Source organism: Pseudoflavonifractor hominis (genome assembly GCF_014288125.1).
Lineage (GTDB): Bacteria > Bacillota > Clostridia > Oscillospirales > Oscillospiraceae > Pseudoflavonifractor_A > Pseudoflavonifractor_A gallinarum.
The window spans coordinates 1-19,912 of the sequence record NZ_JACOPR010000014.1 but is presented as its reverse complement, the minus strand read 5'-3'; the positions used below and the strand labels follow the sequence as shown (position 1 = coordinate 19,912).

Genomic DNA, 19,912 nt, shown 5'->3' with positions numbered 1-19,912 from the left:
GGTCACCAATTTAATTATAGTTTTAACCGGAGACGGTTGAAATAGCAGTCGGTGTTGATTGCGGTGAGGGTCCACCCGTTCCCATTCCGAACACGGAAGTTAAGCTCACCTGCGCCGAAGATACTTGTCTGGAGACGGACCGGGAAAATAGGTAATGCCGACACAGGGACGGACAGTGTAAGCTGTCCGTCCTTATTTTATATGCACTGGAGGAGAATAAGATGATCTTGAATTTTGATGCGATGGATTTGACGCTCCTGGAAAAGTTTTATGGCGGTGAGAAAGCCGTTCAGGCAAAAATGCATGTGGATGAGCACAATAAAATCATGCGCAGTGTGCTGGAGCCGGGTGCATCGGTGGGATACCACACCCACGAGACCAGCAGTGAGATCATCTATGTGCTCCAGGGCTCCGGAAAGGTCCTCTATGACGATGGTGAGGAGCGTGTGGAGAGCGGTGTATGCCACTACTGCCCCAAGGGACATGCGCATAGCCTGATCAATGACGGCACGGAGAATCTGGTCTTTTTCGCGGTTGTTCCCAACCAATAAAATAAAACGGCTCTGCATCCTTTTATGAGATGCAGAGCCATTTTTATTCCCTTCCATCAAAGATGTTCTTCTGAAAAACCATACTTCTGGATTTGGCGGCGCATCCAGTTCCCGCGCACATAGTAGATGATAAACAGCAGGGAAGTGATGCTCCAGGTCATGGGATAGCTGAGCAGGAGGGTACCAAGCGTGCGGTCCAGCGGGAGGACCGTGAAGATCCAGACCACACGCAGTACACACACACCGCCGCAGGTGAGGAGCATGGGCTTCAACGAATCTCCCGTACCGCGGATGGCGCCGGCCATGACCTCCACACAGATAAAGGTGAAGTAGAAGGGGGACATGCGCCAGAGGATAAAAGTGCCGATCTCGATCACCTGGGTATCGGTGGAGAACATACGCAGCAGAGGCTGGGCGCCCAGGGCATACAGTCCGCTGACCAGCAGTGCGGTCACCAGGGAGAGAAGCAGACAGACCCGTACACTCTTCCGGACTCGGTCATAGCGCTGTGCGCCGAAATTCTGCCCCACAAAGGTCGTGATGGAGATGCCGAATGCACCGGAGATCATCCAATAGAAGGCGTCCAGCTTGCAGAAAGCAGTCCACGCTGCCATGGTGCTTGTGCCAAAGGAATTGATACAGGACTGAATGAGCATATTGGAAATGGTATACATATCGGACTGAAGCCCGGTGGGCAGACCGATGCGGAGAATAGATTTGAGAATATCCGGATGAAACCGGATCTGTTTCCGTTCAATACAGAAAATCGAGTCCGGACGGCAGAGGACCAGCATGACCAACACGGCGCTGACGATCTGTGAGAGTACCGTGGCAAGAGCTACGCCCAGCACTTCCAGACCAAAGCCGACCACAAATATAAGATCCAGTACAATATTGGTCAAACAGGCGGCAATCAGAAAATAGAGAGGCCGCTTCGTATCGCCAATGGCCCGGAGGACGCTGGAACCCACGTTGTAGAGGAAGGAGGCGATGCTTCCTACAAAATAGATCCGCAGATAGATCAGGGAGTAGTCCATGACCTCGGCCGGTGTGCCCATGAGTACCATGACTGGATAGGAGAGGGCGATACCCAACACCATGACGCCCAAACCTGCTGCAATCGCCAGGGCGATGGCCGTATGTACGGTGCGGCGGAGTTCCTGGATCTGCCGTGCGCCATAGTACTGCGCGACGATGACCGTAGCGCCCGAGGAGAGTCCCACAAAGAGATTGACCAGAAAGTTGATGAGGACTGCGGCAGGACCACCCACGGCAGCCAGCGCCTCTGTCCCCACAAAATTACCTACAATGATGGCATCTACGGTGTTATATAGCTGTTGAAAAAAGGTTCCCAATAAAATAGGAAAGAAAAATGAGAGAAGATGCCTCCAGATCGGCCCTTCTGTAATCCGGCTTTGCAAATCGATCGCTCCTTCCCTACCGGCGAACAGTGGAAATATGGCATTCTAAACACAGCATAAAGCAAGGACTGGGGATAAGTCAATGCTATCTGTTGACAGTCCGGCGAGAAGGGCCTAAAATAAAATTTACAAAACTTTAGCGGCAGAAAGAAAAAACAGGCTGTATGGAAAGGCATTCTGCCGGTGCAGATAAAGGAGAGAGCGGAAATGGAACTGGATCTGCTGCGCTGCTCCCTGCGGGGCGTAGCGGCGTACAAACACCTGATGGATGAGCCGGTGATGCAGCTGGTGATGTCTATGCTGGACGCGCTGCACGACGGGAAGGGGGAAGAGGCGGTAGAACGCTATACCCGCCTCTTCTATACACTCTGGCAGACAGGGAAGCAGGGGCTCTCCGACTGGCTGCATGATGCATTGCGCTATCAGGAGTCTCCCTATGCCTGGCAGGTGGAGCGCGAGGAGCAGGACCCTGTGCTGGAGTCTGCCGCCCGGCGGGACATTCAGACGCTGGCATACTTGGCGGAGTTGGACTGTGAGACGGTGATCCGCGCAATCAGCACCTGTGTCTCGGCTGATTTTGCCCCGGTTCTGGAGGGGCTGCCCCGCTGGACGTGCAGCGCGCCCTTTGACGCGGAGTCCCTCACTGCCTTTTACCGTGCCCATGGTTCGGGACGGTTTGCCCAGTACCGTGCCTTCTTGTGGGGGGAGGGAAAGCTGTGGCCGGTGCAGGAGCCGGACAGCCATACGCCTGAGGAGATGATGGGATATGAGCGCCAGCGCGACCAGGTCATCGCCAACACCCGTGCCATGCTGGAAGGCAATCAGGTGAACAATGTCCTGCTCTATGGGGACAGCGGTACCGGAAAATCCGCCACGGTGAAATCCCTCCTCTCCATCCCCGGGTTTGAGGATCTCCGTTTGATCGAAGTCCAGAAGGAGGAGGTCTCCACACTGCCCGACCTGATCCGCACCTTGGGAGGGCGCCGGCGGAAATTCATCCTGTTCATTGATGACCTGGCCTTCGATCAGGACGACCGGACTTATTCTGTTTTGAAGACCATTCTGGAGGGAGGACTGGAGCGCCGGCCCACCAATGTGGCCATCTATGCCACCTCCAACCGCCGCCATCTGGTCCGTCAGACCTTCAGCGACCGGGCCGGAGATGAGGTGGATGCATCGGAGACCATTCAGGAGAAAACCTCTCTGGCCGAGCGCTTTGGTCTGCGCATCCCCTATCTGGCCATGGGCAAGAAGGAATATCTGGAGATGGTGGACCGGATGGCCGCCTATTACGGAGTGGAAATGGAGCAGGAGACCCTCCATGCCGAGGCCGTCAAATGGGAGATGCACCATCCGGGCCGCACGCCCCGGGTGGTCCGCCAGTTTATTGCCAGCCTGCGGGTCTGATCAGACACAAAAAAAGAGCAGCAAATTTGCTGCTCTTTTTTCTATGCTTCTGTGGAGTGGGGAAAAGAAAATCAGCCCAGGGCAACGTCCAAAATCATCATGACCAGAAAGCCGCCCAGCACGCCGAAGGTTCCCAGATTGGAGTGCTCGCCCAGGTGGGCCTCCGGAATCAGCTCCTCCACCACCACATAGACCATGGCACCCGCGGCAAAGGAGAGGAGCCAGGGCATCAGAGGGCCGATCTGGGGGGCAATTAGTACGGTCAGGATACCAAAGATGGGCTCCACAATACCGGAGAGGCTGCCGCAGAGAAAGGCCTTCCAGCGGGGCATTCCCTCCTCCCGCAGGGGAATGGAGATGGCTGCACCCTCGGGGAAGTTTTGGATTCCGATTCCGATGGCCAGGGCCATAGCAGAGGTATACAGCGCCCCCTCCCCGCCGTGCTGCGCAGCCAGAGCGAAGGAGAGGCCGACGGCCATCCCCTCCGGAATGTTGTGCAGGGTTACGGCAAAGACAAGAAGTGTGGTCCGCTTCAGACTGCTTGTGATTCCCTCCGGCTGTTTGGCATCTGGATGGAGGTGGGGAAGCAGGCCGTCCAGCACGAGGAGAAACAGGGCGCCCAACAGAAAACCGCCCGCAGCGGGCAGGTATCCGGGGATCCCGGCCGCCTCTGCCTCTTCGATCGCGGGGATGAGCAGGGACCAGACCGAGGCAGCAATCATAACGCCCGCCGCAAACCCCAAGAACAGCTTCTGCGCCGTGGCAGAGCTGCGTCCCCGAAAGAGAAAGACCAATGCCGCCCCAAGTGACGTCATCAAAAAGGTAAAACCTGTGCCGGCAGCAGCCCAGGAAAGTGCTTCCAACATGCAATATCCTCCTAAATGTTAGTTCATGCTAACCTTTGAGCATTCAGTATACAGGAAAAAGCCGGGGAAATCAATCCCCGGCCCGCTGAATGTGCTCTTTAATTTTCTGAAAGGTCTCAGCGCTCAGATCGTGCTCGATGCGGCAGGCATCTGCCGCCGCAGTCTCCGGACTGACGCCCAGCCGCGTCAACCACTCGGTGAGAAGCTGGTGCCGCTCATAGATGGTGCTGGCAATGGCACGGCCCTGGTCGGTCAGCTCAATAAAGCCCTCTTTGTCCATGGAGATATATCCGTTTTCGCGCAGCAGACTCATAGCGCGGCTGACGCTGGGTTTGGAAAAATTCATGTGGCGGACAATGTCAATGGAGCGGACCATGCCGCGCTCTTCTTTCAGCATCAGAATGGTTTCCAGATAATTTTCGGCCGATTCCTGGATTTTCATGAAGGTGCCTCCTCTTCGCCGGAAAGACCTGTGAAGTGTACAAATCAAAACCGGAAAGTTCTTTTCATTTTATCATAAAAAGCAGATTGATACAAGAGACGAGATTTTTTCCAAAAATCCATTGACAAAAGTGGTTAGCCATGGTAAACTAACGCCGTTACAAGGGAGTTAGAAAATGCTAACTCCCTGTTATTCCTGAAAATAGTTAGCTTATTCTAACTTGCGGAAGGATAGGGGTGTTATGTCTATGCCGTTAACGATGGCGCAGGCAGGTGTGGAAAATACCATCCGAAAGATCAGCGGAAAAGACGAAGTGCGCCGTTTTTTGGGGAGCCTCGGCTTTGTGGAGGGGAGCCCGGTCACGGTCATTTCACAGATCGGCGGAAATCTGATCGTCCATGTGAAAGATACGCGTGTTGCACTGGATAAAACCATGGCCAAGCGAATCCTGGTCGGATAGGAAGACGGTATCAGACGGTGTGTGTGTTGGAAGGAGGAAGAACGATGGCAACATTGCGAACGGTCAAATGCGGTGAGACGGTCACGGTGACCAAGATCCTGGGAGAAGGCGCGCTGCGCCGCCGGATCATGGATATGGGCATCACCAAGGGGACCTCTGTGTTTGTGCGGAAGGTAGCCCCTCTGGGCGATCCGGTGGAGATCACCGTCCGGGGCTACGAACTGTCGATTCGCAAAGGGGATGCGGAAAACATCCTGGTGGAGTGAGTTTTTTGCCCTTTGGTTAGCTTAGAGTAACTAAAAGACAAAAGATTCTTTCGTGTTGGATGAGGCGGAGCAGAGAGGGCTCCGCAAAGAGGAGGGATATCCATGTCAATCAGAATCGCACTTGCCGGAAATCCAAACTGCGGCAAGACTACCATGTTCAATGCCCTGACCGGCGCGGCACAATTTGTGGGAAACTGGCCCGGTGTTACGGTGGAAAAGAAAGAGGGAAAGCTGAAAGGCAGCAAGGATGTGACCATTACCGATCTGCCGGGCATCTATTCTCTCTCCCCCTATACGCTGGAGGAAGTGGTTTCCCGGAATTATCTGATGGAGGAGCGTCCGGACGCCATTTTGAATCTGGTGGACGCCTCCAATATCGAACGCAATCTCTATCTGACCACGCAGCTGACCGAAATGGGGATTCCCGTCGTGGTTGCGCTGAATATGATGGATATTGTGCGGCGCAACGGGGATCAGATCGATGTCCGGAAGCTGAGCCAGGCACTGGGCTGTCCGGTGGTGGAGACCTCCGCGGTCAAGGGCGAGGGCTGTGTGGCCGCCGCACAGGAGGCGGCCAACCTGGTGCGGACCGGGCAGAGTACCCAGCCGGGCCACACCTTCTCCAGCCGCGTGGAGAAGGCGTTGAAAGAGATCATGGATCTGATCGGCGGCGTGGTACCCGGTGAGAGCCTGCGCTGGTATGCGGTCAAGTTCTTTGAGCGGGACGAGAAGGTCCTGGAGCGCTTCCAGATGGGAGAGGATCTCAAAAGCCGTCTGGATGGAATCATCCAGGCGGTGGAGACAGAGCTGGACGACGACAGCGAATCCATCATCACCAACGAGCGCTATGAGTATATTGCCCGGGTGGTGAGCGGATGCGTGAAGAAGAGCCGCCGGGGCATGTCGGCCTCGGACAAAATCGACCGCATTGTGACCAACCGTATTTTGGCGCTGCCCATTTTTGCGGCAGTCATGTATCTGGTCTATGCCATTTCCATGGGAAATCTGCCCTTCTCCATCGGCAGCATGGCCACTGGATGGACCAACGACGTGCTGTTCGGGGCATGGGTCCCGGACGCCCTCAACGGCTTCCTGGAGAGCGTGGGCTGCGCGCCCTGGCTCCAGGGACTGATCGTAGACGGCATCGTGGCCGGCGTGGGCGCGGTGCTGGGCTTTGTCCCCCAGATGCTGGTGCTGTTCCTGCTGCTGTGCATCCTGGAGGATGTGGGCTACATGGCGCGGATCGCCTTCATTATGGACCGGATCTTCCGCCGGTTTGGCCTCTCCGGCAAGAGCTTTATCCCCATGCTGGTGGCCACCGGATGCGGCGTACCCGGAATCATGGCCTCCCGTACCATTGAGCAGGACCGGGATCGGAAGCTGACGGTCATGACCACAGGCTTTATCCCCTGCGGGGCGAAGATGCCCATCATCGGACTCTTTGCCGGGGCCATTTTCGGTGGTTCCAGCTGGGTGGCGGTCTCCGCCTACTTCATCGGTGTGGCTGCGGTGGTCACTTCGGGCGTAATCCTGAAAAAGACCCGGATTTTTGCCGGGGATCCCGCTCCCTTTGTGATGGAGCTGCCGGCCTACCACATCCCCAAGGCGGCCAATATCCTCCGGGGCACCTGGGAGCGCGGCTGGTCCTTTATCAAGCGGGCAGGCACGGTGATCCTGCTCTCCTCCATTGTCCTCTGGTTCTTCCAGGGCTTTGGCGTGGTGGACGGACAGTTCCAGATGGTGGAGGACAACAACACCTCCCTGCTGGCCGCGGTGGGCGGCGTGGTGGCTCCCATCTTTGCTCCCATCGGTTTTGGTACCTGGCAGGCCACCGTGGCCACCGTCACCGGTTTGATCGCAAAAGAGAATGTGGTCTCTACCTTCGGTGTCCTCTTTGGCCTGGGCGCGGAGGTGACCGAGGAATCCTCCGAACTGCTGGCGGCTGTGGGAACACAGTTTACCGGTCTGACTGCATACAGCTTTATGATCTTTAACCTGCTCTGCGCCCCCTGCTTTGCCGCCATGGGCGCCATCAAGCGGGAGATGAACAGTCCCAAGTGGACGGTGGCAGCCATCGGCTATATGTGCGGCTTTGCCTATCTGGTCTCCCTGATGGTCTATCAGTTCGGCCTGCTGGCCCAGGGCCAGTTCAGCGCCTGGACCGTTGTGGCCTTTGCCGTTCTGGCGGGCATGGTGTATCTGCTCTTCCGGAAGGGATACCAGGGCGAGAGCAGCCGCCTGCGGGCTGTGGACGCGGTAAGCGCATGAGGAATCTCTAACAATACAGGAAAGGAGGGCGTATCCATGCCCTATCTCTCAACCATTCTGATCGGCCTGGTCGTTCTGGCGGTGGTCGCGTTTGCCGTCCGGTGTACCTGGAAGGAAAAAAAGAAGGGCGGCTGCTCCTGCGGCGGAAGCTGCGGAGGATGCTCCGGGCACTGTCATGACGCCCATCCTTCCGCCAAATAAGTACAAGATAATACCTTTCTCCTACTTTTCTCCAAACAACCCACAGAGGGGGACGCCAAGTGGCGTCCCCCTCTGTGGGTTTCTCTATTTCTTCGGCGTGCTTGGAACGCCGGAATGGACCGGGGCGGGCGGTACGGGAGGCGGATTCCAGCGCAGACCGACCCAACAGGTGGGTGATGCCATCGAGAGACCTCCTTTCCAAACTCCGTCTGAGATAGTCTATGCGGGGGACGGATTGTCTCAGACCGGAAACTGTGCTACACTGGGAAAAAAGAAAGGGGCGTGTATGGGATGGAGACCATGTTGGCCATGGTATACCGGGGCGTAGGGGACATTGGATTGGAACGCCGCCCGATTCCACGGATCTGTGACCCCCGAGACGCGGTGGTGCGGGTGACCCGCTCCACCATCTGCACCAGTGATCTGCACATTGCCCATGGCGCAGTGCCCCGGGCCGTGCCCGGGATCGTTCTGGGGCACGAGTTCGTGGGGGAGATCGTCGCCGTAGGAGAGGCGCTGAAAGGCCGGCTCCACGTGGGAGAGCGGGTGGCCGCCTGCTGTGAGACCTTCTGCGGGGAGTGCTGGTTCTGCCGCCGGGGCTACGTGAACAACTGTACCCAGGGCGGCTGGGAGCTGGGCTGCCGCATCGACGGCTGTCAGGCGGAGTATGTCCGGGTCCCCTTTGCAGATACGGGCCTCACTCCCATCCCGGATCATGTGAGCGATGAGGATGCGCTCTTTCTGGGGGATATTCTGGCCAGCGGGTATTTTGGCGCGGAGCTGTGCGAGATCCAGCCCGGGGACACGGTGGCCGTGCTGGGCGCCGGACCGGTGGGCCTGTGCGCCATGGAGTGCGCCCGTCTGCTGGGCGCGGGACAGGTCATCGCCATCGAGCCCCGCAAGGAGCGGCGGGAGCTGGCCAGGGCAGAGGGACTGGCTGATGTGGTCCTGGCGTCTGGGGAGAGCGGTGAAATTCTGGCGCGGACCGAGGGCCGCGGTGCGGACGGCGTGATCGAGTGTGCCGGGGGAGCGGACACCTTCCAGACCGCCTGGCAGATCGCCCGCCCCAACGGAATCGTGGCCGTAGTGGCCATGTACGAGCAGAACCAGGTTCTGCCGCTGCCCGAGATGTACGGGAAGAATCTGATTTTTAAGACCGGCGGGGTGGACGCCCGCCATGGGCAGCGCCTGATGGATCTGCTGGCCGCCGGCCGACTGCGCACCGATTTCCTCATTACCCACCGGGGCGGACTGGACCGGATCGAGGAGGGATACCGGGTCTTTTCTGATCCGGAGAGCGGATGCATCAAATGGGTGGTCACGCCGCCCGGAGAAGGGTAGAGAGGAAAGAAATCTGTTCCCAAGACAAAAAATACGCCCGCACAGCTCGAACCGGGGCTGTGCGGGCGTATTTGTATATGGAAAGGAAATCAGGCGCCAAAGAGCTCCAGCGCCTTGGAGGCCATGCGCGTGCCGTAGGCCCGGAAGGTGGGGGCGTATTTGGCCAGATCGTCGCTGATGGCAACGGGGCCCAGATGGATGTAGGGCTTGCCCCAGGAGCCGCCGCCCGAATAGACCAGCATGCCCCGCACCATGAAGTGGGTCAGGATGCCCTGCACCGCCATGTCGCCGCCGCCGTGGACATAGTCCGCCGTGGCAAAGGCGCCGCCCAGTTTACCGGCCAGGCCGTATTTGCCGCTCTCGGTGTCCAGCCAGGTCTTGACCTGACCGGCCATGCAGGCCAGATAGGAGGGGGTGCCCAGCACCACGCAGGAGCTCTCCCGGAGGAAATCTTCGTCGATGGCGTCCAGGGAAAAGGCCCGGGCCTGAGCGCCTTCCACGCTGTTCATGCCGGATACGATCTCCTCGGCCATGTCACGGGTATGTCCGGAGCGGGAAAAATAGAGTACGGATAGTTTCATGCCAAATTGCCTCCTGTGTTTTGTCTCGGTATGGACATTATAAAACCCTCCGGCGGGAAAGACAAGGCCTTGCACAGAAGCGGAAAACGTACTATCATGGAACAAACGACAGGAAACCGGGGCGGAAAAGGCGCTCCGGCCGGAGAAAGAGGGGAAGATGATATGCGGATTGCGGACCTGCACATCCATTCCAAATATTCCAGAGCGACCAGCCGGGACTGCGTGCCCGCGGCACTGGATTTCTGGGCCAGACGCAAGGGCATCCATCTGGTGGGAACCGGGGATTTTACCCACCCGGCCTGGCGGGCCGAGCTGACGGAACAGCTGGTCCCCGCGGAGGAGGGGCTCTATACCCTGAAAGAGGAGGCGATCCGCCCGGGCGCCCTCCCGGTGGAGGAGGCCCCTCGCTTTGTGGTCAGCGGGGAGATCAGCACCATCTACAAGAAAAACGGTGCGGTGCGCAAGGTGCACAGCCTGATCGTGCTGCCCGACCTGGAGCGGGCGGAGGTCCTCTCCCGGCGGCTGGAGGCCATCGGCAACCTGCACTCAGACGGGCGTCCCATCCTGGGACTGGACTGCCGGGACCTGCTGGAGATCACGCTGGAGGCCGCCCCCAACGCCATTTTTATTCCCGCCCACATCTGGACGCCGCACTTTTCCCTGTTCGGCGCCTTTTCCGGCTTTGATACCATTGAGGAGTGCTTTGAGGACCTGACCCCCCATATCCATGCGCTGGAGACCGGCCTCTCCTCCGATCCGCCCATGAACTGGCGCTGGTCGGCCCTGGACCGCTTCCATCTGGTCTCCAACTCGGATGCCCACTCGCCTTCCAAGCTGGGGCGGGAGGCAAACCTCCTGGAGATCCCCTATTCCTACACTGCGCTGGAAAAGGCCCTGCGGACCGGGCGGGGATTGAAGGGAACGGTGGAGTTCTTTCCGGAGGAGGGAAAGTACCACTACGACGGCCACCGCAACTGCAAACAGTGCCTCTCCCCCCAGGAGGCCGAGGCGGTGGGCGGGGTCTGCCCGGTCTGCGGCAAACGGCTGACCACCGGCGTGCTCCACCGGGTGGAGCAGCTGGCCGACCGGCCGGAGGGGTATGTGCGCCCCAGAGCGCCGGTCTATGAGCGGTTGGCGCCGCTGCCGGAGGTTCTCTCCGCCACACTGGGCGGCGCTCCGGGGTGCAAGCGCAACCAGCTGCGCTATGAGGAGATGCTGCAAAAACTGGGGCCGGAGTTCCACATCCTGCGGGAGGTGCCCATCGAGGACATTGCGGCGGTGGCTGGCCCCTGCGTGGCCGAGGGCATCCGCCGCCTGCGGGCGGGAAAGGCCCTGTGGCAGCCCGGCTTTGACGGGGAGTATGGCAGGATGACTCTCCTCACCGAGCAGGAGAAGGAGGCCTTCAGCGGGCAGGTGAGCCTCTTTGGCTGCGACGTTCCAAAGGCCAAAAAGAGGAGCGTTTCCACCCGGGAAAAGCATACGGTGGAAAAACCGCTCCCGGCGGAAGAGCCGCAGGCGCCCCGGCCGGAAGCCCTCAATGCCGCCCAGCAGAGCGCCGTATGTGCCGGTGAGCGGGCGGTAGCTGTGGTGGCCGGGCCGGGCACCGGAAAGACCAAGACCCTGGTCTCCCGGATTCTGTGGCTGCTGGAACAGGGGGAGCGCCCCTCGGAGATCGCGGCGGTGACCTTTACGAACAAGGCGGCGGCCGAGCTGCGGGAGCGGCTGGAGCAGGCGCTGGGAGACCGGCGGCTCATGAGCGGCATGACCATCGGTACCTTCCACTCCATCGCACTCCACCTGCTCTCCCGGGAAGAGCCGGTAGGGCTGGTGGGCGAGTATGAGGCCCTGGAGCTGGCGGGACAGGTCCTGCGCGCCATCGGTATGTCCCTGCCGCCCAAGCGGCTGCTCCAGGCGGTCTCCCGCCGGAAAAACGGCATGGAAGAGCCGGGAGACGGGGAGCTGGAGCAGGCATGTGCCTTTTACGACCGCCGTCTGGCCGAGCGGGGGATGATGGACTATGACGACCTGCTCCTGCAGACGCTGGAGGAGTGGGAGGGAAAGAGCCGGAGCGACGCGCGCAAGTTCCGCCACCTGCTGGTGGATGAATTTCAGGACTGCAACCCCATGCAGTACCGCCTGCTCCGGGCGTGGAACCGTCTGGGCCGCAGCCTCTTTGTGATCGGGGACCCGGACCAGTCCATCTACGCCTTCCGGGGCTCTGATCCGGCCTGCTTTTCCCGGCTGGCGGAGGATAACCCTCAGCTGCGCACCATCCATTTGACGGAGAACTACCGCTCCACGCCGGAGATCTTGGAATGTGCCCTGGCGGTCATCCGGCACAACGGGGGTGAGGAGCGTGTCCTCCACGCCGCCGGGCACAGCGGGGCAAAGGTGCGGCTGGTGCATACCGGAAGCGACCGGGCCGAGGCCGTCTTTGTGGCCCGGGAGATTAATCGCCTGGTGGGCGGAATCGATCTGCTGGATGCCCGCCGTCACCAGGACCGGGGGCGGAACTGGAGCTTTTCCGATCTGGCGGTCTGCTATCGCACCCGCCATCAGGCCGGGGTGCTGGAGCAGTGTCTGCGGCGGGAGGGGATTCCCTGCCGGGTTGCCGGGCGGGATGACTTCCTCCACGACGACACGGTGCGGGGCGCGCTGTGCTTTTTCCGGGTGCTGCTGGAAGCGACGGATACGCTGGCGCTGGAGGCGGCACTGCGTTTGATCTGGAACGTTCCGGCGGACCTGGTCCGGGCGGTGTCCCACACCTGGGCCGTTACCGAGGGGGATGCGGCCCAGCGGGTCAAGGCGGTGGAGCAGGACTATGGGGAGCTGACCATCCTGCGCCCCTGGCTGGAGCTGACCGCCTTCTTTGGCCAGCAGGCCGACTGGGAGCGCCCCTGGCGGCTGCTGGAGCGCTGGGCCGGGGCAGCGGGCTGCACCGGCTCCGATGCCCTGGAGAAGCTGATGGGCATGGCCTCCTTCTATAAGACCATGCCAGGACTGCTGGAAGGAGTCGCTCTGGGAGGCGAGGGTGACCTGTGGCGGCGCTCCGGCGAATATGACGCGGGGGCAGTGACGCTGATGACCCTCCACGCCGCCAAGGGACTGGAATTCCCGGTGGTCTTTCTCTGCGGGGTGCGCAAGGGCGTGCTGCCGCTGGAATCGGAGCGCCATCCGGTGGACGGCGGCGAGGAGCGGCGCCTCTTCTACGTGGGGATGACCCGGGCCAAAGAGGAGCTGATCCTGCTCACCTCGGGGGAGGAGCCATCTCCCTTCCTGGCGGAGCTTCCCTCCGCGCTGGTGGAGCGGGAGGAGGCCCAGGGACGCCCCAGAGAATATGAGAGCGGTCAGATCAGCCTGTTCTGACGGCTTTCGTCTGGTAACTGTGAAACCCAAAAAGGAGCGAGAGACCCATGAATTATCAGATCCATGAGATCCCGGCGGGGGCGGGAGGCCCCACGGCAAAGCTGTCCCTCTATCTGTGGGACAATTCGGAGGAGTTGGACGACGGGCTGCTTCGGCCCATGGTGGTGATCTGTCCCGGGGGTGGATATGCCATGACCTCCGACCGGGAGGGGGAGGCCATTGCGCTTAAGTGTATGACTATGGGGGCCCATGCGGCGGTGTTGCGCTACTCCGTGGCACCGGCACGCTTTCCCACCGCCCTTTTGCAGCTGGCAAATGCCGTGTCCCTCATCCGCCGTCACGCGGCGGAGTGGTATGTGGACCCGCAGCGCATCGTGGTGCAGGGCTCCTCGGCAGGGGGGCACCTGGCCGCCTGTCTGGGGGTGTTCTGGAAGGCCGACTTCCTCACCCAGGCGCTGGGCACCCCGCCGGAGCTGCGCCGTCCCAACGGCCTGATGCTGAGCTATCCGGTCATTACCATGGGACAATTTGGTCACCGGGGGAGCGCGGAGAACCTGCTGGCCGAGTGGGAGGAGGAGCTGCGGGATTTCCTCTCCCTGGAAAAACAGGTGAACGACGATGTGCCGCCGGTCTTCCTCTGGCATACTTTCACCGATGAGAGCGTGCCGGTGGAAAATTCCCTCCTCTTTGTCCAGGCGCTGCGCGCCCATCGAATCTCGACGGAATTTCACCTCTACCCGGTGGGACGGCACGGTATCGGGACCGCCGGACCTCTCACCGCCGGGCGGGATAACCGGGGCCTCCAGATCGAGTGTGCCAGTTGGATGGATCTGGCGGAGACTTGGCTCCACGGCTTGGGGAAACGTCCATAGAGCCAAAAATGAAAAACGGATGGTATATCTTCTTAGAAGATATACCATCCGTTTTTGCGAAAGCGGCTTATCCCACCACTTGCAGATCCTTGGGATAGTGGTTGAGCACTTCGCAGCCGTCCTCCGTCACCAGCACCAGATCCTCAATGCGTACGCCAAATTCCCCGGGCAGATAGATGCCCGGCTCCACGGAAAAGACCATACCGGGCTCCAGGGGAGTGTCCGAGACACCGCTCACGTCCGGGGGCTCGTGGCAGTCAAGACCGCAGCCGTGGCCCAGACGGTGGGTGAAATAGGGACCGTATCCGCCCTTGGTGATGATGTCCCGGGCGCAGCGGTCCAGATCGGAGAGGAGGACGCCGGGGCGGATCATGGCCTCGGCTGCCTCGTTGGCCTGGCGGACCAGCTCATAGACCTCCCGCTGCTTTTCGCTGACGGTCTGGTAGAAGACGGTGCGGGTCATGTCGCACCAGTAGCGGGAGATGGGGGTAAAGATGTCAAAGATCACGCTGTCCCCGGGCTGAAGCACGGTGGAATCGCCGCTGTGGTGGGGGTCTGCCCCATTGGCGCCGAAGCAGACCAGCTGTCTGCCCTCACAGTCGGCCCCACGGGCCACAAATTCCCGGTTGACCAGCGCGGCAAGCTCATTTTCCCGCACGCCGGGACGGATGGCGCCAATGGCAGCGGCCACCACCTGGTCGTTCATGGCCGAGCTGTGGCGCATGGCGGCGCGCTCGGCCTCATCCTTCAATTTGCGGCACAGATCCACCGGCATGGAACCGTGGACAGGACGCACATCGGGGCGGTGCTCCATCAGGCCAATGAGAAATTTGCTGTACCAGAACTTGTCCACACCCAGGGTCCCGGGCTGGACTGCGCGGGCCAGATCGGCCACCGGGTCCTCTCCGTCTTTGTGGGTGACCACCGGCAGCTCCGGTGTGGAGGGGAGACCGAAGATCTCATTGCCGTACAGGACGGCCTTTCCCTCTGCGTCCAGGTAGAGAGCCAGCAGACGCTCATGGGGCTCCACCCAGAAACCGGTGAGGTAGTAGACCGATGTGGTGGCGGTAATGAGGATCTGGGAGAGTCCGGCGGCTTTCATCTCCGCCGTGACACGGGAGATACGGGACATTTCCATAGATACACTTCCTTTGAACAGATAAAGGGGCCGGCACTCTGCCGGCCCCTTCATTATAGCATAATTTGATCTGGCTGAGCGATCTTTTCCGTGCAGAAGCGTGCGGAAAAACAGCTGTGTGCAGAGCGGTTTACGCCATGCCGCAGGTGCGCTCGGCCGCCTCCACCACATGGCCCACCAGAACACAGGTGGTGACCGATCCGACGCCGCCTGGAACCGGAGTGATGGCGTCCACCACCGGCTCTACCGCGTCAAAGGCCACATCGCCGCAGAGCTTGCCCTCAGCGTTGACGTTGATGCCCACGTCCACCACGACCTGGCCGGGGGAGACATAGGAGGCATCCACCACGCCGGCCTTGCCGGCGGCAACCACCAGGATCTCGGCCTCCCGGCAGACCGCGGGCATATCCACCGTGCGGGTGTGGCAGAGGGTGACCGTGGCGTTTTTCTGGAGCAGCATCATGGCCACGGGCTTACCGACGACCAGGCTGCGGCCCACCACCGTGACCCGCTTGCCGGTGAGATCATAGCCGTAATGGGCCAGGATCTCCATGCAGGCCTGGGCGGTACAGGGGGGGAAGCCCCGCTTCACACCGGCGAATACACCGGCCAGAGAGCCGTCGGTGATTCCGTCCACGTCCTTTTCCGGAGCGAGGGCGCGGCGCACCGTCTCGTCATCCATATGCTTGGGCAGCGGGCGGAAGAGCAGACAGCCGTGGATCTCCGGGTCCCGGTTGACCTGATCGATGACCTGGAGCAGCTCCTCCTGAGAGGCGTTGGCGGGGAGGACAAAGGAGCGCACGGCCACGCCGATCTTTTCACAGCGCTTGGTGGCGCCGCGCTCATAGCTCAGATCATCTTCCCGCTCTCCGACCCGGACAATGGCCAGCGTGGGAGAGATCCCGCGGTCTTTCAGGGCCTGGGTACGCTGGACCAGCGCATCGGTCAGGGCGGCGGCAACCTCTTTGCCGGAGAGAATGGTAGACATGTACATCACCTTTCCTTTTTCAGTGTGCGGCTGCGCTCAGCGCAGACGGCCCAGCACCTGTGTGTAGATCTCGTCCGCCAGGGGGACATATTTGGAGAGCATGGCCTCGGCTTTCTCTTCCAGTGCCCGGGCCTTCTCCCGATCCGCCATGGACTTGGTGTTGATGAAGACGTTCAGACTGGCGCCCTGGAGGGCCGCCTTGCAGAAGAGAACACCCACGCCCACATCAGAGATGGCAATGGCAGAGCCCATGCGGGCATAGTCCCGGTGCAGCTCGATGGCCTCGCACAGGGCGCTCATGATCTCCATGGGGACGGAGCAGGCGGTGTTCAGGGCCTGTTCCATGACCTGCTCCTTATAGGCGCGCTGCTGCTCCGTGTCCTTAGGCAGGCCATAGGCGCGGGAGAGGGGTTCGAAGACCTCGGCGTCGGCGGCTACCAGATCCAACAGTTTCTGGCGCAGTGCCTCCGAGCGCTGATCCAGCGCGATGATATCGTCTTGCACATCGGCGTATTTCTTCTTTCCGACGGTGAGATTCCCCACCATATTGCCCAGAGCCACGCCGACGGCGCCTACCAGGGCGGACGCGCCGCCGCCGCCCGGTACCGGGGCCTTGGAGGCCAGCGCCTCCAGAAATTCCGTACAGGTCTGTGTCGCGATATTCATAGGATCCCTCACTTTGCCTTTTTTCAGAAATATCCGCATTGGTTGAAATCTCTGTTCCATAATCATAACTGACTGGTTTAAAAAAAGCAATACTCATGAGTATAGAAATACATATTTTGGAGGGAAAAACTTCACGCCCGGACTGCGCGGCCGGGAAGAGACCGAGCGGTGACCCGGCTCAGCAGTGCGCTGGCAGACCAGAATCGCCTGGAAGAGAAAATGGCAAAACAAGCGGTCGTTGACATCGTTTTCCACAGCAAGTACAATAGAAAAGAAGCTCTGTGGCCGAAAAAGGGGCAGAGCACGAAGGAGCGATAGCATGAAGCGAAATGGTGGAAAATCCGTTCATAGCAGCGGACCAAAGTCCATCTGGAAGCAGATGCGTTTTAATCTGTTGGTGGTGACAGCATTTGCGGTATCGGCCGTGCTGGGATTGACGCTGCTGCAGGATACTCTGCTGGAAAACTCCCAAAATGTAGGGCAGTCTTTGGCGCAGAGCTACTCGGTAGAGGAGGAGCGCAACATCACCGTTTTTGAAATGCTGATGGAATTTGGGACGGAGTATTTGGACCAGCAGCTTCAGGAGAATGCCTCCCATGAGAGCGTACAGCACTGGATGAGCGGCTTTTTTGATACGGTCCGAAATATGTTTGGGACGGCGGTGATCGATCCCTATGCGGTGGTCGATGGAGAGATCATTGCGGCCAATTACTGGGAAGGCGACGAGACGTATGATGTAAATCAGACCGAGTGGTATCAAAAAGCCATTGCAGCCGATGGAGCGATTGCCTTTACTGATGCATATATGGACGCCATTACCGGGCGTTCGGTCATTACCATTGCCAAAAAGTGCAGCAATTCCAACGATGTGATGGCCTTTGATATTTTCCCGGAAAATTTTCAGGTAGCGGTGAATCCGCAGAATCTTCCGGAGGGAAGCTCCTACTATCTGTGCGATACCAAGGGTACCCTTTTGTATGCGCATACCGAGATGCCCAGCGACTCTGAGGAGATGCAGGAGTATATCAAACGACTCTTTGACCAGATCCAGACCGGAGAGATGGCCGATCCCGAGGATTTTATCTATGACGTTCAGGGGGCCAAGCGGGGCGTCTACTATACCACGGCGCCCAATGGATGGATGTCCATCATTACGGTTCCCTTCAGTACGATTTTGGGCGATCTTCAGACCTTTACGATCTGGTTTTTGCTGCTGCTCATCGTGCTGCTGCTCATTGTCGTGGGAATGAGCGCGCGGGAGTATGTGCTCAACCGCCGAATCGAACGGACCAACGAGACGGTGCGGGTACTGGGAAACTCCTACTATGCCATCTACCGGGTCAATGTGGAGCAGGAGACCTATGACATGATCAAGGGCTCGGATTATATCCGGGGATGCCTGCCTCAGCAGGGGGCCTATACCGATCTGCTGCATCAGCTCAGCTCGGTGATTGAGAGCGGGACCTATCAGGAATTTCAGGACAGCTTTTCCATTGAAAATATCCGGAGCCTGATGCTGCGGCGTGTCCGGAATTTCGGAGGAGATTTCCGGCGGGTCTTTGATCAGGAGCTGCGCTGGGTCCAGGTACAGATGCTCTTTGATGAGTCCCTGAACCGGGGCGAGGTGGTGCTCTGCTTCCGGGAGATCGATGCAGAGAAGCAGCGGCAGCTTCAGCAGATGCAGCTGCTCCAGGATTCTTTGGAGGCAGCCCGCAAAAGCGAGCAGTCGCAGAAGAATTTCTTTTCCTCGGTCTCCCATGAAATGCGCACGCCTCTGAATGCGATTCTGGGTCTGACCGAATTGGCCGGGAAGTATGTGAAGGACGCGGAGCGGATCCAGGATTATCTGGATAAGATCGAGACCTCCAGCCGTCAGCTTTTGGGACTGATCAATGATATTTTGGAATTGTCCCGGATGGAGCAGGGCAGAATGACGCTGGACCGGCACAGCTTCAATCTGCGCACCTGTGTTGCGGGCTGTGCGGAGGTATTCCGTCCGCAGGCCGAGAAGGAGAAAAAGAAGTTTGAGATCGCCATCGATCTGAGAGAAGAACAGGTCTATGGGGACTCCTTCCGGGTTGGACAGATTTTGAATAACTTGCTGTCCAACGCGTTCAAATTCAGCGGGGAAGGAGATTCCATCTCGGTTTCCGTGCGGCAGATCGATCACCAGAAACATGCCAAGTACCAAATCAGGGTCTCCGATACCGGAGCCGGTATGTCCAAAGAGTTTTTGGAGCGGATCTATATTCCCTATGAACGGGAGACCCGCTTTGGGGCCAAGCACATACTGGGGACGGGCCTTGGAATGCCCATTGTCAAGAGCCTGGTATCGCAAATGGGGGGCGAAATCGTGGTTGAGAGCGCCCTGGGAGAGGGCACTACGTTCACCGTGACCCTTCCGCTGGAAGTCGCCCAGGAGGAGCCTGAGGTGGCGGAGAAGAAAGCATCCCATTCGGCCGGGACAGCAGACGGGCTGCAGGGAAAACACATTCTCCTGGCGGAGGACAATGCCATCAATATGGAGATTGCCACTGAGCTTTTGCACATGCATGATATGTCTGTGACGCAGGCATGGAACGGCAGAGAAGCTGTGGAATGTTTCCGGAACTCCCCGCCCTTTGGCTTTGATGCGATCCTGATGGATATGCAGATGCCGGAGATGGGGGGCTGTGAGGCGGCCAGGATGATTCGCAGTCTGGACCGTCCCGATGCGCTGGAGGTTCCCATCCTTGCAGTGACTGCGAACGCCTTTGCGGAGGATATTGCAGCCACGGTAGACGCGGGAATGAATGCCCATATCTCTAAGCCGATTGATTTTGAGATCCTCTCAACCACGCTGCGGGATCTGATCCAAATACGGGAAGAACAGCATAAGGAATGAGGGCGTTTCGAAATCCTTTGAAAAAGCAAAACGTGGGGACTCCGAAAGGAGTCCCCACGTTTTTATCTTTTTGAGAATTACACGTAGTTGCAAACGCGGGCAATGGCCATTTCCATATAGCCGAGAGACTCGGCCTTGGTCTGCTTGCCGCTGGCCACATCGGCCACCAGCTGCAGGAGCTCGTCGCCCATCTG

Annotated in this window: 17 protein-coding genes and 1 rRNA gene; 11 read left to right on the top strand and 7 right to left on the bottom strand. The window is 59.4% G+C overall.

Annotated elements, in window-relative coordinates; genetic code table 11:
* Window positions 1-47: 47 nt before the first annotated feature.
* Window positions 48-163: ribosomal RNA gene (gene rrf, locus H8S34_RS14445) — 5S ribosomal RNA — on the top strand.
* A gap of 58 nt (window positions 164-221) precedes the next feature.
* Window positions 222-551 (top strand): cupin domain-containing protein, encoded by a 330-nt coding sequence (locus H8S34_RS14440; RefSeq protein WP_101693944.1) that lies wholly within the window; start codon window positions 222-224, stop codon window positions 549-551.
* Between the two features lie 56 nt (window positions 552-607).
* Here the strand turns inward: H8S34_RS14440 and H8S34_RS14435 are convergent, their stop codons facing one another.
* On the bottom strand, window positions 608-1,972 hold the full coding sequence (locus H8S34_RS14435; RefSeq protein WP_366486019.1) for an MATE family efflux transporter: 1,365 nt from the start codon (window positions 1,970-1,972) through the stop codon (window positions 608-610).
* Window positions 1,973-2,179: 207 nt separating this feature from the next.
* Here H8S34_RS14435 and H8S34_RS14430 point away from each other — a divergent pair, with 207 nt between their 5' ends.
* Complete coding sequence (locus H8S34_RS14430) at window positions 2,180-3,379, top strand: ATP-binding protein (protein WP_186964379.1); 1,200 nt, start codon at window positions 2,180-2,182, stop codon at window positions 3,377-3,379.
* 71 nt (window positions 3,380-3,450) lie between these two features.
* On the opposite strand, the gene H8S34_RS14425 is transcribed toward H8S34_RS14430, so the two are convergent.
* Window positions 3,451-4,245, bottom strand: coding sequence for a ZIP family metal transporter (locus H8S34_RS14425; protein WP_180956907.1), 795 nt, complete (start codon window positions 4,243-4,245; stop codon window positions 3,451-3,453).
* A 70-nt stretch (window positions 4,246-4,315) separates the two neighbouring features.
* Window positions 4,316-4,687 (bottom strand): metal-dependent transcriptional regulator, encoded by a 372-nt coding sequence (locus H8S34_RS14420; RefSeq protein WP_101693941.1) that lies wholly within the window; start codon window positions 4,685-4,687, stop codon window positions 4,316-4,318.
* Between the two features lie 247 nt (window positions 4,688-4,934).
* Here H8S34_RS14420 and H8S34_RS14415 point away from each other — a divergent pair, with 247 nt between their 5' ends.
* From H8S34_RS14415 to H8S34_RS14395, 5 genes are all read left to right on the top strand, one after another.
* Window positions 4,935-5,147, top strand: coding sequence for a FeoA family protein (locus tag H8S34_RS14415; protein ID WP_101694029.1), 213 nt, complete (start codon window positions 4,935-4,937; stop codon window positions 5,145-5,147).
* 44 nt (window positions 5,148-5,191) lie between these two features.
* Window positions 5,192-5,413 carry a FeoA family protein gene (locus tag H8S34_RS14410; protein WP_101693940.1) on the top strand — a complete coding sequence of 74 codons (222 nt, stop codon included), beginning with the start codon at window positions 5,192-5,194 and terminating at the stop codon, window positions 5,411-5,413.
* Between the two features lie 102 nt (window positions 5,414-5,515).
* Window positions 5,516-7,681, top strand: a complete 2,166-nt coding sequence (feoB, locus tag H8S34_RS14405) for a ferrous iron transport protein B (RefSeq protein WP_101693939.1) — start codon at window positions 5,516-5,518, stop codon at window positions 7,679-7,681.
* Between the two features lie 36 nt (window positions 7,682-7,717).
* On the top strand, window positions 7,718-7,882 hold the full coding sequence (locus tag H8S34_RS14400) for a FeoB-associated Cys-rich membrane protein (RefSeq protein ID WP_186964378.1): 165 nt from the start codon (window positions 7,718-7,720) through the stop codon (window positions 7,880-7,882).
* A 291-nt stretch (window positions 7,883-8,173) separates the two neighbouring features.
* Window positions 8,174-9,223 (top strand): alcohol dehydrogenase, encoded by a 1,050-nt coding sequence (locus H8S34_RS14395; protein WP_186964377.1) that lies wholly within the window; start codon window positions 8,174-8,176, stop codon window positions 9,221-9,223.
* 89 nt (window positions 9,224-9,312) lie between these two features.
* On the opposite strand, the gene H8S34_RS14390 is transcribed toward H8S34_RS14395, so the two are convergent.
* Window positions 9,313-9,804 carry a flavodoxin family protein gene (locus H8S34_RS14390; protein ID WP_186964376.1) on the bottom strand — a complete coding sequence of 164 codons (492 nt, stop codon included), beginning with the start codon at window positions 9,802-9,804 and terminating at the stop codon, window positions 9,313-9,315.
* A gap of 162 nt (window positions 9,805-9,966) precedes the next feature.
* Here H8S34_RS14390 and H8S34_RS14385 point away from each other — a divergent pair, with 162 nt between their 5' ends.
* Together H8S34_RS14385 and H8S34_RS14380 are read left to right on the top strand one after the other, a co-directional pair.
* Window positions 9,967-13,170: a UvrD-helicase domain-containing protein gene (locus H8S34_RS14385; RefSeq protein WP_186964375.1), complete on the top strand. Its 3,204-nt coding sequence runs from the start codon at window positions 9,967-9,969 to the stop codon at window positions 13,168-13,170.
* Between the two features lie 47 nt (window positions 13,171-13,217).
* Window positions 13,218-14,042: an alpha/beta hydrolase gene (locus tag H8S34_RS14380; protein ID WP_101693934.1), complete on the top strand. Its 825-nt coding sequence runs from the start codon at window positions 13,218-13,220 to the stop codon at window positions 14,040-14,042.
* Window positions 14,043-14,109: 67 nt separating this feature from the next.
* Here H8S34_RS14380 and H8S34_RS14375 read toward each other — a convergent pair whose 3' ends face one another.
* From H8S34_RS14375 to H8S34_RS14365, 3 genes are all read right to left on the bottom strand, one after another.
* A complete protein-coding gene (locus H8S34_RS14375; RefSeq protein WP_186964374.1) occupies window positions 14,110-15,180 on the bottom strand; it encodes a M24 family metallopeptidase in 1,071 nt (356 codons plus the stop codon).
* Window positions 15,181-15,310: 130 nt separating this feature from the next.
* On the bottom strand, window positions 15,311-16,168 hold the full coding sequence (locus H8S34_RS14370; protein ID WP_186964373.1) for a bifunctional 5,10-methylenetetrahydrofolate dehydrogenase/5,10-methenyltetrahydrofolate cyclohydrolase: 858 nt from the start codon (window positions 16,166-16,168) through the stop codon (window positions 15,311-15,313).
* A gap of 36 nt (window positions 16,169-16,204) precedes the next feature.
* Window positions 16,205-16,828 carry a cyclodeaminase/cyclohydrolase family protein gene (locus tag H8S34_RS14365; RefSeq protein WP_436277857.1) on the bottom strand — a complete coding sequence of 208 codons (624 nt, stop codon included), beginning with the start codon at window positions 16,826-16,828 and terminating at the stop codon, window positions 16,205-16,207.
* Between the two features lie 325 nt (window positions 16,829-17,153).
* Between H8S34_RS14365 and H8S34_RS14360 the strand changes: the two genes are divergently transcribed.
* Window positions 17,154-19,718 carry a hybrid sensor histidine kinase/response regulator gene (locus H8S34_RS14360; RefSeq protein WP_186964371.1) on the top strand — a complete coding sequence of 855 codons (2,565 nt, stop codon included), beginning with the start codon at window positions 17,154-17,156 and terminating at the stop codon, window positions 19,716-19,718.
* The last annotated feature ends 194 nt before the right edge of the window (window positions 19,719-19,912 follow it).

Excerpts from the sequence above, each read along its gene's own strand:
- H8S34_RS14440 (WP_101693944.1), top strand. The coding sequence starts at position 222 with ATGATCTTGAATTTTGATGCGATGGATTTGACGCTCCTGGAAAAGTTT.
- H8S34_RS14430 (WP_186964379.1), top strand. The coding sequence starts at position 2,180 with ATGGAACTGGATCTGCTGCGCTGCTCCCTGCGGGGCGTAGCGGCGTAC.
- H8S34_RS14425 (WP_180956907.1), bottom strand. The coding sequence starts at position 4,245 with ATGTTGGAAGCACTTTCCTGGGCTGCTGCCGGCACAGGTTTTACCTTT.
- H8S34_RS14420 (WP_101693941.1), bottom strand. The coding sequence starts at position 4,687 with ATGAAAATCCAGGAATCGGCCGAAAATTATCTGGAAACCATTCTGATG.
- H8S34_RS14415 (WP_101694029.1), top strand. The coding sequence starts at position 4,935 with ATGCCGTTAACGATGGCGCAGGCAGGTGTGGAAAATACCATCCGAAAG.
- H8S34_RS14410 (WP_101693940.1), top strand. The coding sequence starts at position 5,192 with ATGGCAACATTGCGAACGGTCAAATGCGGTGAGACGGTCACGGTGACC.
- feoB (WP_101693939.1), top strand. The coding sequence starts at position 5,516 with ATGTCAATCAGAATCGCACTTGCCGGAAATCCAAACTGCGGCAAGACT.
- H8S34_RS14400 (WP_186964378.1), top strand. The coding sequence starts at position 7,718 with ATGCCCTATCTCTCAACCATTCTGATCGGCCTGGTCGTTCTGGCGGTG.
- H8S34_RS14395 (WP_186964377.1), top strand. The coding sequence starts at position 8,174 with ATGGAGACCATGTTGGCCATGGTATACCGGGGCGTAGGGGACATTGGA.
- H8S34_RS14390 (WP_186964376.1), bottom strand. The coding sequence starts at position 9,804 with ATGAAACTATCCGTACTCTATTTTTCCCGCTCCGGACATACCCGTGAC.
- H8S34_RS14385 (WP_186964375.1), top strand. The coding sequence starts at position 9,967 with ATGCGGATTGCGGACCTGCACATCCATTCCAAATATTCCAGAGCGACC.
- H8S34_RS14380 (WP_101693934.1), top strand. The coding sequence starts at position 13,218 with ATGAATTATCAGATCCATGAGATCCCGGCGGGGGCGGGAGGCCCCACG.
- H8S34_RS14375 (WP_186964374.1), bottom strand. The coding sequence starts at position 15,180 with ATGGAAATGTCCCGTATCTCCCGTGTCACGGCGGAGATGAAAGCCGCC.
- H8S34_RS14370 (WP_186964373.1), bottom strand. The coding sequence starts at position 16,168 with ATGTCTACCATTCTCTCCGGCAAAGAGGTTGCCGCCGCCCTGACCGAT.
- H8S34_RS14360 (WP_186964371.1), top strand. The coding sequence starts at position 17,154 with ATGAAGCGAAATGGTGGAAAATCCGTTCATAGCAGCGGACCAAAGTCC.